This window comes from Kitasatospora sp. NPDC054939, from assembly GCF_053610105.1.
Genome location: NZ_JBSGXP010000002.1, coordinates 50268 through 62732, shown reverse-complemented (window position 1 = coordinate 62732; position 12465 = coordinate 50268). Strand labels below are relative to the sequence as shown.

13 protein-coding genes are annotated in these 12465 nt (G+C 75.4%); 3 read left to right on the top strand and 10 right to left on the bottom strand.

Features of this window, described 5'->3' with window-relative positions; translation table 11 throughout:
- Positions 1 to 24: 24 nt before the first annotated feature.
- Both ACWGB8_RS01035 and ACWGB8_RS01030 read right to left on the bottom strand, forming a co-directional pair.
- Positions 25 to 285 (bottom strand): type II toxin-antitoxin system RelE family toxin, encoded by a 261-nt coding sequence (locus ACWGB8_RS01035; RefSeq protein WP_452208927.1) that lies wholly within the window; start codon positions 283 to 285, stop codon positions 25 to 27.
- On the bottom strand, positions 282 to 545 hold the full coding sequence (locus tag ACWGB8_RS01030) for a type II toxin-antitoxin system Phd/YefM family antitoxin (RefSeq protein ID WP_452208925.1): 264 nt from the start codon (positions 543 to 545) through the stop codon (positions 282 to 284). The genes ACWGB8_RS01035 and ACWGB8_RS01030 overlap by 4 nt, the downstream gene beginning before the upstream one ends.
- 121 nt (positions 546 to 666) lie before the next feature.
- Here ACWGB8_RS01030 and ACWGB8_RS01025 point away from each other — a divergent pair, with 121 nt between their 5' ends.
- Positions 667 to 1797 carry a cobalt-precorrin-5B (C(1))-methyltransferase gene (locus ACWGB8_RS01025; RefSeq protein WP_452208923.1) on the top strand — a complete coding sequence of 377 codons (1131 nt, stop codon included), beginning with the start codon at positions 667 to 669 and terminating at the stop codon, positions 1795 to 1797.
- 115 nt (positions 1798 to 1912) lie between these two features.
- On the top strand, positions 1913 to 3445 hold the full coding sequence (locus ACWGB8_RS01020) for a UDP-N-acetylglucosamine 1-carboxyvinyltransferase (protein ID WP_452208921.1): 1533 nt from the start codon (positions 1913 to 1915) through the stop codon (positions 3443 to 3445).
- Between the two features lie 39 nt (positions 3446 to 3484).
- On the opposite strand, the gene ACWGB8_RS01015 is transcribed toward ACWGB8_RS01020, so the two are convergent.
- From ACWGB8_RS01015 to ACWGB8_RS01000, 4 genes are all read right to left on the bottom strand, one after another.
- Entirely contained in the window at positions 3485 to 4300 is an 816-nt protein-coding gene (locus ACWGB8_RS01015; RefSeq protein WP_452208919.1) for a cobalt-precorrin-6A reductase, read from the bottom strand.
- Positions 4300 to 5061: a precorrin-4 C(11)-methyltransferase gene (cobM, locus tag ACWGB8_RS01010; RefSeq protein WP_452208917.1), complete on the bottom strand. Its 762-nt coding sequence runs from the start codon at positions 5059 to 5061 to the stop codon at positions 4300 to 4302. The genes ACWGB8_RS01015 and cobM overlap by 1 nt, the downstream gene beginning before the upstream one ends.
- A 19-nt stretch (positions 5062 to 5080) precedes the next feature.
- On the bottom strand, positions 5081 to 6385 hold the full coding sequence (gene cbiE / locus ACWGB8_RS01005; protein ID WP_452208915.1) for a precorrin-6y C5,15-methyltransferase (decarboxylating) subunit CbiE: 1305 nt from the start codon (positions 6383 to 6385) through the stop codon (positions 5081 to 5083).
- Between the two features lie 203 nt (positions 6386 to 6588).
- Positions 6589 to 7005, bottom strand: coding sequence for a gamma-glutamylcyclotransferase family protein (locus ACWGB8_RS01000; protein ID WP_452208913.1), 417 nt, complete (start codon positions 7003 to 7005; stop codon positions 6589 to 6591).
- 139 nt (positions 7006 to 7144) lie between these two features.
- Here ACWGB8_RS01000 and ACWGB8_RS00995 point away from each other — a divergent pair, with 139 nt between their 5' ends.
- Positions 7145 to 8104, top strand: a complete 960-nt coding sequence (locus ACWGB8_RS00995; RefSeq protein WP_452208911.1) for an EamA family transporter — start codon at positions 7145 to 7147, stop codon at positions 8102 to 8104.
- Here the strand turns inward: ACWGB8_RS00995 and ACWGB8_RS00990 are convergent.
- From ACWGB8_RS00990 to ACWGB8_RS00975, 4 genes are all read right to left on the bottom strand, one after another.
- Entirely contained in the window at positions 8073 to 8666 is a 594-nt protein-coding gene (locus ACWGB8_RS00990; RefSeq protein ID WP_452208909.1) for a dihydrofolate reductase family protein, read from the bottom strand. The genes ACWGB8_RS00995 and ACWGB8_RS00990 overlap by 32 nt on opposite strands.
- A 141-nt stretch (positions 8667 to 8807) precedes the next feature.
- Positions 8808 to 9332, bottom strand: a complete 525-nt coding sequence (locus tag ACWGB8_RS00985; protein WP_452208908.1) for a flavoprotein — start codon at positions 9330 to 9332, stop codon at positions 8808 to 8810.
- Positions 9329 to 10396: a PhlD gene (locus ACWGB8_RS00980; protein WP_452208906.1), complete on the bottom strand. Its 1068-nt coding sequence runs from the start codon at positions 10394 to 10396 to the stop codon at positions 9329 to 9331. Before ACWGB8_RS00980 ends, ACWGB8_RS00985 begins: the two co-directional genes overlap by 4 nt.
- Before the next feature lie 183 nt (positions 10397 to 10579).
- Complete coding sequence (locus tag ACWGB8_RS00975; protein ID WP_452208904.1) at positions 10580 to 12445, bottom strand: dipeptide ABC transporter ATP-binding protein; 1866 nt, start codon at positions 12443 to 12445, stop codon at positions 10580 to 10582.
- Between the last annotated feature and the right edge of the window lie 20 nt (positions 12446 to 12465).

Below are 12465 nucleotides of genomic sequence, written 5' to 3'. Positions count from 1 at the left end.
AACGGTCTCCGGCGGGGGCGGGCGTCAGGTCCGGTACACGCTGGAGCGGTGGCCGAGGTGGACCACCAGCACCAGCAGCCGGCCGTCGTCGACGGTGTAGACCACCCGGTAGTCGCCGACCCGCAGCCGGCGGTGGTCGGGAAGGCCGACGAGTGCGGTGGTGTGGAAGCCGTACGGATCCTGCTCCAGCTCCGCGAGCTTGCGCAGGACCAGCACGGCCGTCGACCGGGAGAGCTTGCGCAACTCGCCCCGGGCCGACTCGGTGAACCGGGTCGTGTACTTCACTCCGGCCTGGCCAGCGTCTCGGCCATGACCTCTTCCAGGGAGTAGGTCGGCTCGTGGCGGCGCTCCTCGACGAGGCGCATGAGCTCGCGCTCCTCCCACTGCCGGTACTCGCGCAGCAGCTCTATCGGGACGACGGCGGCCACCTCGCGCCCGCGTCTGGTGATCACCGTCGGCTCGTCGCGCTCGGCGCGGTCGATGACGTCCGCGAAGTGCTCACGCGCCTCACGGACCGATACGGACTCCACGGACTGCTCGCTCATACGTCGAGTGTACGAAGTGGACCATGTGTACACAATTGCAGCGCGCCCCCGGCCGTCCCCGGGGTGCGGACGGGGGAGGATGGGGGGCGGACAGGGCCGGTGCGAGGGAAGTGGTGCGGTGATGGGTGAGGCGGCCGGTGGGCGGGCCGGGCAGCTGAAGAGCAGCGGGCTGCGGCACGGCTGGACGACCGGGGCCTGCGCGACGGCCGCGACCAAGGCCGCGTACACCGCGCTGCTGACCGGGGCCTTCCCGGACCCGGTGGTGATCACCCTGCCCAAGGGCCAGCAGCCGGCCTTCGCGCTGGCCGTCGAGGAGGCGGCCGGTGGGCGGGCGACGGCCGGGGTGGTGAAGGACGCCGGCGACGACCCCGACGTCACCCACGGCGCCCTGATCCGGTCGACCGTCCGGCCCGGCGAACCCGGCACCGGCGTGGTGTTCCGGGCCGGCCCCGGCGTGGGCACGGTCACCAAGGCGGGCCTGCCGCTGCCGGTGGGCGAGCCGGCGATCAACCCGGTGCCCCGGCAGATGATGCGGGACGCCGTCGCCGAGGTCGCCGCGGCCCACGGCGGCAGCGGCGACGTGGTGGTGGAGATCTCGGTCGACCACGGCGAGGAGATCGCCCGCTCGACCTGGAACCCCCGCCTGGGCATCCTCGGCGGGCTGTCGATCCTCGGCACCACCGGGATCGTCGTCCCCTACTCCTGCTCCGCCTGGATCGACTCCATCCGCCGCGGCGTGGACGTGGCGCGGGCCGCCGGCCGCACCCATGTCGCGGGCTGCACCGGCTCGACCTCGGAGAAGGTCGCGGTCGCGGTGCACGGCCTGCCGGAGGACGCCCTGCTGGACATGGGTGACTTCGCGGGCGCCGTGCTCAAGTACCTGAAGCGCCACCCGGTGCCGCGGCTGACCATCGCGGGCGGTTTCGCCAAGCTCTCCAAGCTGGCGGCCGGCCACCTGGACCTGCACTCGGCCCGCTCCCAGGTGGACAAGGGCTACCTCGCGGAGCTGGCCAGGGCCGGCGGCGCCGACGAGGGGCTGGCCGCGGCGGTCGCGGGAGCGAACACCGCGCTGGAGGCGATCCAGCTCTGCCGCGCGGTCGGCGTCCCGCTGGGCGACCTGGTCGCCGAGGCGGCACGGGCCACCGCGCTGGGCGTCCTGGTGGGTTCGCCGGTCGCGGTGGACGTGATCTGTATCGACCGGGCCGGCACCATCGTCGGCCGGGCCGAACCGGTCGGGCCGGACACCATGTGAAGCATTGCCCCGATGTGAAGATCTGACGTGCATACGGGGCGAGAAACGGACATAAGGATCGTCTCGGCCGCCCTCGGCCCTGTCGCTATCTCAACCATGAGATATGGTCTGGCGGGTGACAGGCGACTACCTCACCCGTATCGGCACCCTCATCCGTACCGCGCGCCAGCACCGCGGCTGGTCCCAGGCCCAGCTCGGCGAGGCCCTCGGCACCAGCCAGAGCGCGGTCAACCGGATCGAACAGGGCAAGCAGAACGTCAGCCTCGAAATGATCGCCCGGATCGGCGAGGCCCTCGACAGCGAGATCGTCTCCCTCGGCTACTCCGGCCCGATGCACCTGCGCGTCGCGGGCGGCACCCGGCTCTCCGGCGCGATCGACGTGCGCAGCAGCAAGAACGCCTGCGTCGCCATCCTCTGCGCCTCGCTGCTCACCACCGGCCGCACCACGCTGCGCAGCGTCGCCCGCATCGAAGAGGTCTACCGGATCCTGGAGGTGCTCAACAGCATCGGGGTGAAGAGCCGCTGGACCAACGACGGCCGCGACCTCGAACTCACCCCGCCGGCCGAGCTCGACCTCGCCGCGATGGACGTCGAGGCCGCCCGCCGCACCCGCAGCGTGCTGATGTTCCTCGGCCCGCTGATGCACCGCGCGGACACCTTCGCCATCCCGTACGCCGGCGGCTGCGACCTCGGCACCCGCACCGTCCAGCCGCACCTGACGGCGCTGCGCCGGTTCGGGCTCGAAGTCGCCACCACCGGCGGCGCGTACCACGCCTCCGTGCAGCCGGGCACTCCGCTGGACCGGCCGATCGTGCTGACCGAGCGCGGCGACACCGTGACCGAGAACGCCCTGCTCGCCGCCGCCCGGCACGACGGCGTCAGCGTCATCCGCAACGCCTCGCCGAACTACATGGTCCAGGATCTCTGCTTCTTCCTGGAGAAGCTGGGCGTGCGGATCGAGGGCATCGGCACCACCACCCTCACCGTGCACGGCGTCCCGCAGATCACCTGCGACGTCGACTACACCCCGGCCGAGGACCCGGTCGAGGCGATGAGCCTGCTCGCCGCCGCCGTGGTCACCTCCTCCGAGCTGACGATCCGCAGGGTGCCGATCGAGTTCCTGGAGATCGAGCTCGCGGTGCTGGAGGGCATGGGCCTCGACTACGACCGCAGCCCCGAGTACCCGGCCCACAACGGCCGCACCCGGCTGGTCGACCTCACCGTGCGCCCGTCCAAGCTCACCGCGCCGGTCGACACCATCCACCCGATGCCGTTCCCCGGCATCAACATCGACAACGTGCCGTTCTTCGCGGTGATCGCCGCCTCGGCGCACGGCACCACGATGATCCACGACTGGGTGTACGACAACCGCGCCATCTACCTCACCGAGCTGACCCGGCTCGGCGCGGACGTCAAGCTGCTGGACCCGCACCGCGTCCTGGTGCAGGGCCCCACCACCCGCTGGCGCGCCACCGAGATGATGTGCCCGCCCGCGCTGCGCCCCGCCGTGGTCATCCTGTTGGCGATGCTCGCCGCCCAGGGCACCTCGGTGCTGCGCAACGTCTACGTCATCAACCGCGGTTACGAGGACCTCGCCGAGCGCCTCAACTCGATCGGCGCCCGGATCGAGACCTTCCGCGACATCTGACGGGGGGCATCCGACCGCCGCAGGCCCTGCTGACCGGGCTCAGTCGCTGAGCCCGGTCAGCAGGCGCGCGACGTCCACCCCCAGCCAGTGCGCCGCCTCCGTCGCCGTGCCGACCACGGGGACGCCGGCGGGGGGGTCGGGGCGTCGGACGATCACGACCGGGAGGCCGAGTTCGCGGGCGGCGGTGAGCTTGGGGGCGGTGGCGGCGCCGCCGCTGTCCTTGGTGACCAGGACGTCGATCCGGTGCGCGCGGAGCACCGCCCGCTCGCCGTCCAGGGTGAACGGCCCCCGGTCGAGCAGGACTTCGGTGGCGGCGGGCATCGGCGGGGCGGGCGGGTCCACCGAGCGGGCGAGGAAGTGCAGCCCGTCCAGGTGGGCGAAGGCGCCGAGGCCCTGCCGCCCGGTGGTGAGGAAGATCCGCCGGCCGAGGCCGGGCAGTGCGTCGGCCGCCGCGGCGAGCGAGTCGACGGGGTGCCAGGTGTCGCCGTCCACCGGCTGCCAGCCCGGCCGGCGCAGGGCGAGCAGCGGCACGCCGGTGGTCGCGGCGGCGAGCGCGGCGTTCTGTGACATCACCCCGGCGAACGGGTGGGTGGCGTCGACCAGGGCGTCGATCCGTTCGGCGCGCAGCCAGTCGGCGAGCCCGTCCGGCCCGCCGAAGCCGCCGATCCGCACCTCGCCGGCGGGCAGCCGGGGTTCGGCGACCCGCCCGGCGAGGGAGCTGGTCACCCGCAGTCCGGGGGCGTCGGCGAGCAGGGCGGCCAGCGCCCGCGCCTCGGTCGTCCCGCCGAGGACCAGCACCCGCCGGGGCGCCGCCGACCTGGGCGCCGACCCCGCTGGCAGCGGTTCGGCGGGCATCAGGCTCCGCACGGCTCGTGCGGGCGCTCGCGGTCCGCGGAGTAGAGGTGGCTGTCGCGGAACTGCTCGGCGGCGAGCGTGCGCCCGACGATGATGACCGCGGTGCGCACCACGCCGGCCTCCTTCACCTGCCCGGCGATGTCGGCGAGCGTGCCGCGCAGCACCAGCTCGTCCGGGCGGCTGGCCATGGCCACCACGGCGGCCGGGCAGTCGGCGCCGTAGTGCGGCAGCAGCTGCTCGACGACGTCGTCGACGTAGCCGGCGGCGAGGTGCAGTACCAGCAGGGCGCCGCTGCGGCCGAGGGTGGCGAGGTCCTCGCCCTCGGGCATCGGGGTGGCCCGCTTGGAGATCCGGGTCAGGATGACCGTCTGGCCGACGGTCGGTACGGTCAGCTCCCGCTTGAGGGCGGCGGCCGCGGCGGCGAAGGCGGGCACGCCCGGCACGACCTCGTACGGCACGCCGGCCGCGTCGAGGCGTCGCATCTGCTCGGCGACCGCGCTGAACACCGACGGGTCGCCGGAGTGCAGCCGGGCGACGTCCTGGCCGGCCTCGTGGGCGGCGACCAGTTCGGCGACGATCTGGTCCAGGGTGAGCTGCGCGGTGTCGACCAGCCGGGCGCCGGGCGGGCACTCGTCCAGCAGCTCGCGCGGCACCAGGCTGCCGGCGTAGAGGCAGACCTCGGCGCGGGCGAGGATGCGCTGGCCGCGCAGGGTGATCAGGTCGGCGGCACCGGGGCCGGCGCCGATGAAGTGGACGGTCACGGGGGTGCTCCTCCGGGGGTCAGGCGTGCGGCCGGTCGGCTGCGGGCGGTTCGGCGGGCTGCGGGTCGGCGGGTGCCGGGTCGCCGGCCGGGACGGCGGCGGGTCCGGCGGGCTTGACGGCGGACCACTGGGTGACCGGCATGGCCTGGCGCCAGCCGGTGAAGCCGCCCACCGGGACGGCGTGCGCCACGGCCAGCCGCAGCAGCTCGCCGCCGTGGCGCCGGTACCAGGCGGTGAGGAGCGCCTCCGACTCCAGCGTCACGGTGTTGGCGACCAGTCGGCCGCCGGGCGGCAGGGCGTCCCAGCAGGCGTCCAGCAGGCCGGGTGCGGTGAGCCCGCCGCCGATGAACACGGCGTCGGGGACGGGCAGTCCGGCCAGCGAGGCGGGCGCCGGGCCGGTCACCACCTGCAGCCGGGGCACGCCGAGTGCGGCGGCGTTGCGGGTGATCCGTTCGGCGCGCACCGGGTCGCGTTCGATGCTCACCGCGCGGCAGTCGCGGTGGGCGCGCAGCCATTCGACGGCGATCGAGCCGGAGCCGCCGCCGACGTCCCAGAGCAGTTCGCCGGGGGCGGGGGCGAGGGTGGCGAGGGTGGCGGCGCGCACGTGCCGCTTGGTGAGCTGCCCGTCGCTCTCGTACGCGTCGTCGGGCAGGCCGGGGACGAGCTGTCCGCGGGTGGTGCCGGCGAGTTCGACCGCGACGATGTTCAGCGGGTCGCCGGCCGGGTGCGGCCAGCCGTCGGCGGGGCCGGCCAGCTCCCGTTCGCGGGGCCCGCCGAGCTGTTCGAGCACCCGCAGCCGGCTGGCGCCGAAGCCGTGCGCGGTGAGCAGCCCGGCCACCGCGGCCGGGCCGTCGGCGTCGGCGCTGAGCACCAGCAGCCGGCGGCCGGGGTGGAGGGCGAGGACGAGCGTTTCCAGGGGGCGGCCGACCAGGCTGACCACCTCGGTGGCCTCCAGCGGCCAGCCCAGCCGGGCGCAGGCGTAGGAGACGGAGGAGGGGTGCGGCAGGACGTCCAGCCGGTCGGCGCCGACGGTCTCGGCGAGGGTGCGGCCGATGCCGAAGAACAGCGGGTCGCCGCTGGCGAGGACGGCCACCCGGCGGCCCTCGTGGCGGGCGAGCAGGTCGCGGACGGCGGGGCGCAGCGGCGAGGGCCAGGGCACGCGTTCGGCGGGGACCTCGGCGGCGGGCAGCAGGTCGAGCTGCCGGGGGCCGCCGACGACGACCTCGGCCGCGCGCAGGGCCGCCCGGGAGCGGTCGGCGAGGCCGGACCAGCCGTCGGCCCCGATCCCGACGACGGCGATCGGGAGGGGGAGGTCGGCGTCCATGGGGGCATCCAAGTCGGCAGGCGGTCGGGGCAAGCCCGCAGCCTACCTGGCGGTATGCCGGCGGCCCGGTGCAGGTCCGTGCGGTGCAGGTCCGTCCGGCGCGGGGCCGTGCGGTGCAGGTCCGTCCGGTGCAGGTTTCGTCCGGCGCACGGCCGCACGGCCGCACGGCGGGGCGGCGCCGGGTGCGGGTCCCGCGGGGCGGGTCAGTCCCGGCGGCGGGTCCAGTCGCCCGAGGCGATCAGGGCGGGCTGGCTGCGCAGGGCGGCGGCGACCGCGGGGCCGGCGAGGTAGACCCAGGCGTCGACGTGCTCGCCGTCGTCGGCCGTGACGGTCAGCCGCTCGCGCACGTACTCGCCGGTGCCGTCCGCCCGGCAGTCCTCCAGCCGGTCGAGCGCGGCGAGTGCGGGGGCGTAGGCGCCGGGGCGGACGGTCACCAGTTCGCCGACGATGCGGTGCGCCGGGTCCGGGACGGCGTAGGGGAATCCGGGGCCGTCGTGCAGGGCGGCGCCCTCCAGGACGGCGGGGCGGACGGCGGCGCAGCGGCCGGCCAGGTGGACGGCGTGGTTGCGGCCCCCGGTGCGGAGCGTGCCGTAGACGAAGAAGGGCAGGGCGTCGGGCACGGGTGGTGGACCTTCCGGGGGCACGGCGGGGGCGGGCGCCCACGGTATCCGACCGCCTGGCGATACGGACTGGCGCGGGTGGCCTCTGATGCGCTGTCATAGCGGTGGCTTCGTACAGTACCGTCCAAGGGGGACACCCATGACAGCGCCGGCCTCCGCCCGCCCCGCCGCCAAGACCGCCGCAGCGCCGGCCGACCGGGTGCCCCGGCTGGGCGGCGCGGTCTGGGCGGCGCTGCTGGTGGTGTACGTGGTCTGGGGCTCGACGTACCTGGGGATCCGGGTCGCGGTGGAGACGATGCCGGCCTTCCTCTCCTCCGGCGCCCGCTTCCTGGCCGCCGGGACGCTGCTCGCGGCCGTGGTGGCGGTGCGCGGAGGGTTCGCCGAACTGCGGGTGAGCGGGCGGCAGTTGGCCTCGTCCGCGCTGGTCGGTGCGCTGCTGATCACCGGCGGCAACGGCCTGGTGGTGCTCGGCGAGGAGTCCGTCCCGTCCGGGATGGCCGCGCTGCTGGTGGCGGCGGTGCCGCTCTGGATGGTGATGCTGACGGTGGCCGGCGGGGAGCGGCCGCGGCCGGTCGCGCTGGCCGGCGTGCTGCTCGGCCTGGTCGGGCTGGGGGTCCTGTCGGCGCCCGCGTTCGGCGGCTCGATCGCCCTGGCCGGGGTGCTGGCGGTGCTCGCCGGGACGGTGACGTGGGCGCTCGGCTCGTTCGCGGCCAAGCGGATCCCGATGCCGGGCAACGTCTTCGCCGGCAGCGCCTACCAGATGCTGGCGGGCGGGCTCGGCAGTACTTTGGTCGGCCTGCTCCGCAACGAGCAGCACGGCTTCGCGCTCGACGACGTCTCCGGCCGGTCCTGGCTGGCGCTCGGCTACCTGATCGCGGTCGGTTCGCTGGTCGGCTACAGCGCGTACGCCTGGCTGCTGCGCTCGGCGCCGCTCACCCTGGTCTCCACCTACGCGTACGTGAACCCGGTGGTCGCGGTGGTGCTGGGGTGGCTGATCCTGGCGGAGCCGCTCACCGGCCCCACGATCATCGGCGGTTCGATCGTGGTGGCCGGCGTCTGTCTGGTGATCAGCTCGTCGTCCCGGCCTTCCGGTAGGTGACCACCACGGGGCCCTCGGCGAAGGACTCCGTCCCGACCGGTTCGAAGGTGCGCGGGGCGAACTCCGCGCCGCCGAACGCCGGCACGCCGGAACCGGCCACCACCGGGTAGATCTTGACGACCAGTTCGTCGATCTCCGGCAGCAGCTGGCGGGCCAGCGAGGCGCCGCCGCAGAGCCAGATGCCGAGCCCGTCCTCCTGCTTCAGCGCGCGGACCAGGGTCAGCGGGTCCTCCGCCGTCACCTCGACGGCCGGGTCCGGGGAGGCGGTCAGCGTGCGGGAGAGGACGATCTGCCGCAGGTGGGCGTACGGGCTGGTCAGGCCGGCCTTCAGTCCCGGGTCGTAGGTGGCGCGGCCCATCACGACGGTGTCGAAGCGCTTGTTCGGCGCGTCCGCGGCGCCCAGTGCGGCGCGGCCCGGGGTGGGGAGGGTCTCCGGGTACTCGGTCACCAGGTGGGTGAGGAAGTCGCCCTTGACGTAGGGCATGAAGAACTCGAAGTCCCCGTCGGGCGCGGCGATGAAGCCGTCGACGGTGGTGGCGATGAGATAGGTGAGCTTGCGCATCCACGTCCTCGGTGTCGGTCGGCCCGGCGTTCGGACCACTCCATTGATAGTACTCAGAGCGTAGTGGTTCGCAACTGTTCTCCGGCGCCCCGGGCGATCGTGTCGGAGCGTCAGGAGTCGCAGGAGCGCCGGGCCGTCCGGCTACCGGCCCTCGGAGCGCTGTCGGGCGTGCAGCACCGGGCGCAGCAGGTCCAGCACCGGCGGCCAGTCGAACGGGGTGCTGTCCGCGACCAGGACGCCCATCGCGCGCAGCCGGGCCAGGCTCTCCCGGTACGCGGGGTGGGCCGCCTGCGCGGCGCTGAGGCAGGGGTGGACGGCGGTGGGGATGCCCTGCCCGTACGCCTCGCAGAGGATGCCCAGGGCGAGGGTGTCCGAGATACCGGCGGCCCACTTGTTGACGGTGTTGAAGGTGGCCGGGGCGACCGCGATCGCGTCGGCGGGCGGCAGCGGCCGCGGGTCGCCCGGGCGGCGCCAGGCCGACCGCACCGGGTAGCCGGTCAGCGCGGCGAGTCCGGCCTCGTCCACGAAGCCGAGCGCGAGCGGGGTGGCCACCACCCCGACCTCCCAACCCTCCTCCAGGGCGGCCGAGATCAGCGTGCCGACGCCCGGCGCGGCCCCCGAGGCGCAGACCACCACGTACAGGAACGGCCCGCCGGCGGCGCTCACGCCGCGCTCCCCGGCTCGGCCCAGGTGACCAGCAGCGAGCCCAGCGCGACGCCCGGGCCGAGCCCGAGCACCAGCCCGCGTGCCCCGGCCGGCGGCGGGGTCCGGTGGGTGCGGGCCAGCACCGAGAAGACGGTGGGGCCGCCGAGGTTGCCCTCCTCGGCGAGGACGGCCCGGGAGTGCGCGAGGAAGTCGCCGTCCACCCCGAGCACCCCGCCCAGCTTCTCCAGGATCGCCGGCCCGCCGGGGTGCAGGACCCCGAAGTCCAGCTCCCGGCCGCCGTGCCCGTCCAGCCAGTCCAGCAGGGTGGGCGCCAGGTCGGTGACCGAGCGCAGCGAGGCGCGGGTGGACTCGAAGTGGTCGCCGCGGTGGTCGGTGAACTTGCGGTACCGGTCGGTGGTGCCCGGCAGGGTGTACTCCAGGACGTGGTCGATCCGCAGGCCGGGGGCGCGCAGGTCGGCGGTGACCACCGCGGCGGCGACCAGGTCGCCCCAGAGGCCCTTGTAGATCTGGTCCTCGACCGAGGTCCGGGTGCGCTGGTGGAGCGAGCTCAGCGACTCCGCGGCGACCACCAGCACCACAGCGCCGGGGTGCCGGGCGAGGTGCTCCTCGGCCATGATCAGCACCTGCGCCCCGCCCGCGCAGGCGAGTTGGGTGATCGGGCGGCGGCTGATCCCGGGCCGCAGGCCCAGCCGCTGCTGGAGGTGCACGTCCAGGCCGGGGAGCATGTCGCCGGTGGCGCTGGCGACCACGATGCAGTCGACGTCGGCGGCGTCCACCCCGGCGTTGGCCATCGCCCCGGCACAGGCCCGCTCGCCGGCCGCCAGCAGGTCGGCGAGCACGGTGGCCTTGCGCTCGGCCGCGGTGCGGTCGGGGGCGGTGGTGGCCTCGTACGGCTGGAAGTAGCGCCGGGTGCCGGGCAGGTTGGTCAGGGCCTTCGCCACGGTGGCGGCCTGGCGGGGCGGGTAGTCCGGGTTCTGGGCGAGGACGTCGTCCCGGATCCGCTCGGATGCGACGACGTGCGGGCCCAGGACCAGGGCCGGCGGGCTGACGTGGGCTGTGGTCATAGTGCTGTCCTCGGCTCGGCGGGTACCGCTCCCGGGCGGGCGCGGCAGCCTGCGGCCGGGCGGCGGCCGTGACGGCCCTCGGCATTCCGTACCCGCACCGCAGCCCCCGGAACCCGCCCCGGCACTGACGTGTCCACGCTACCCCGCGTCCCACCGGCCGCGCGGGCCACTCGGCACACTCGCCTACCCGGCCGCCCCGGGCCGGTGCACCGCGGCGAGCAGGTCCCGGGTGTAGTCCGTGTGCGGAGCGGAGAACAGCCGGTCGCGGTCGGTGCTCTCGACCAGCCGCCCGCGGTGCAGCACCGCCACCCGGTCGCAGAAGTGCCGCACCACCGCCAGGTCGTGCGAGACGAACAGGAAGGCGACGCCGAGCCGGTCGCGCAGCTCCATCAGCAGGTTGAGCACCTGTGCCTGCACCGAGACGTCGAGGGCGGAGACCGGCTCGTCGGCGATGATCAGCCGGGGCGACGGGGCGAGCGCCCGGGCGATGCCGATCCGCTGGCGCTGCCCGCCGGAGAACTCGTGCGGGTGGCGATCGAGGTGGTCGGCGCGCAGGCCGACCTGCTCCAGCAACTCGGCCGAGCGCTCACGCCGTTCGGCGGGGGAGAGGCCGGTGTGCAGACGCAGCGGGGTGTCCAGGGTCTGCGCGACCGTGCGACGCGGGTTGAGCGAGGCGTACGGGTCCTGGAAGACCAGCTGGATCTCGCGGCTGAGCCGGCGGCGCAGTGCCCGGTCGGGGGCGGTGGCGTCCACCCCGTCGTAGCGGATCCGGCCGGCGGCGGGTGCCTGGAGGCCCGCCAGCACCCGGGCGGTGGTGGACTTGCCGGAGCCGGACTCGCCGACCAGGCCGAGCGTCTCGCCCGGGGCGATCCGCAGCCCCACGCCCTCCACGGCGCGCAGCGGTTCGGCGGGGCGCCAGGGCGCGGTGCGCCGGCCGGGGAAGTGCACCGCGAGGTCCTCGACCTCGATCAGCCACCGGCCGGTGCCGGGTTCGTTCCCGTTGCCGCGGCCGTTGCCGGTTCCATTGCCGGTGGCGGTGGCGGTGGCGGTGGCGGTGGCGGTGGCGGTGGCGGGCCGGGGCGGCGGCGCGGGCGCGTCGAGCGCGGGCAGCGGGGTGCCCGGCACCGTGGCGAGGGTCAGCGCGGCGCCGACCAGGGCCCGGGTGTACGGGTGCCGGGGCGCGGCGAGCAGTTCGCGGGTCGGCGCCGACTCCACCGCCTCGCCGCCGCGCAGCACCAGGGTCCGGTCGGTGGTGCCGGCCACCACCCCGAGGTCGTGGCTGACCAGCAGGACGGCGGTGCCGTGCTCGCGCTGCAGGTCGGCCAGCAGGTCGAGCACCTGCCGCTGCACGCGGGCGTCCAGCGCGGTGGTCGGCTCGTCCGCGATCAGGACGTCCGGGTCGTTCATCAGCGCCATGGCGATCATCACCCGCTGGCGCTGGCCGCCGGAGAACCGGTGCGGGTACTCGCGGGCCCGGGCGGCCGGGATGCCGACCCGGTCGAGCATCGCGGCGGCGCGCTCGCGGGCCTCGGCACGCCCGGCGCCGGGGTGGTGCAGCCGGTACATCTCGGCGAGCTGGGCGCCCACCCCGTGGAAGGGGCTCAGCGAGGTGAGGGCGTCCTGGAAGACCAGGGCGATCCGCCCGCCGCGCACCCGGCGCAGGGTCCGTTCGGCGGCGCCGACCAGCTCCTCGGCGGGCTTCCCGGGGGTGCGTCCGGCGGGGTCGGCCGGGCGGGCGCCCAGCCGGACCGAGCCGGTGACGGTGGCGGAGCGGGGGTCGTGCAGGCCGAGCACGGCCAGCCCGGTGGCGGACTTGCCGGAGCCGGACTCGCCGACCAATCCGAGCACCTCGCCCCGGGCGAGGTCGAAGGAGAGGCCGCGCACCGCGGCCACCGGCGGCCCGCCGCGCGGATCGGCGAAGGTGACGGACAGGTCCCGGACGGCGAGGACGGGCTCCCCGGCGCCTGCGGAGGGCGGGGCGGGGACGGCAGGGAGAGCGGGTGCGGCGGCAGTGGCGGGTGCGGCGGCGGGGTTCACGGTTCGGCTCATCGTTCGGCTCCGGGAGGCGG

Excerpts from the sequence above, each read along its gene's own strand:
- ACWGB8_RS00995 (WP_452208911.1), top strand. The coding sequence starts at position 7,145 with ATGACAGCGCCGGCCTCCGCCCGCCCCGCCGCCAAGACCGCCGCAGCG.
- ACWGB8_RS00975 (WP_452208904.1), bottom strand. The coding sequence starts at position 12,445 with ATGAGCCGAACCGTGAACCCCGCCGCCGCACCCGCCACTGCCGCCGCA.
- cbiE (WP_452208915.1), bottom strand. The coding sequence starts at position 6,385 with ATGGACGCCGACCTCCCCCTCCCGATCGCCGTCGTCGGGATCGGGGCC.
- ACWGB8_RS01025 (WP_452208923.1), top strand. The coding sequence starts at position 667 with ATGGGTGAGGCGGCCGGTGGGCGGGCCGGGCAGCTGAAGAGCAGCGGG.
- ACWGB8_RS00990 (WP_452208909.1), bottom strand. The coding sequence starts at position 8,666 with ATGCGCAAGCTCACCTATCTCATCGCCACCACCGTCGACGGCTTCATC.
- ACWGB8_RS01030 (WP_452208925.1), bottom strand. The coding sequence starts at position 545 with ATGAGCGAGCAGTCCGTGGAGTCCGTATCGGTCCGTGAGGCGCGTGAG.
- ACWGB8_RS00980 (WP_452208906.1), bottom strand. The coding sequence starts at position 10,396 with ATGACCACAGCCCACGTCAGCCCGCCGGCCCTGGTCCTGGGCCCGCAC.
- ACWGB8_RS01015 (WP_452208919.1), bottom strand. The coding sequence starts at position 4,300 with ATGCCCGCCGAACCGCTGCCAGCGGGGTCGGCGCCCAGGTCGGCGGCG.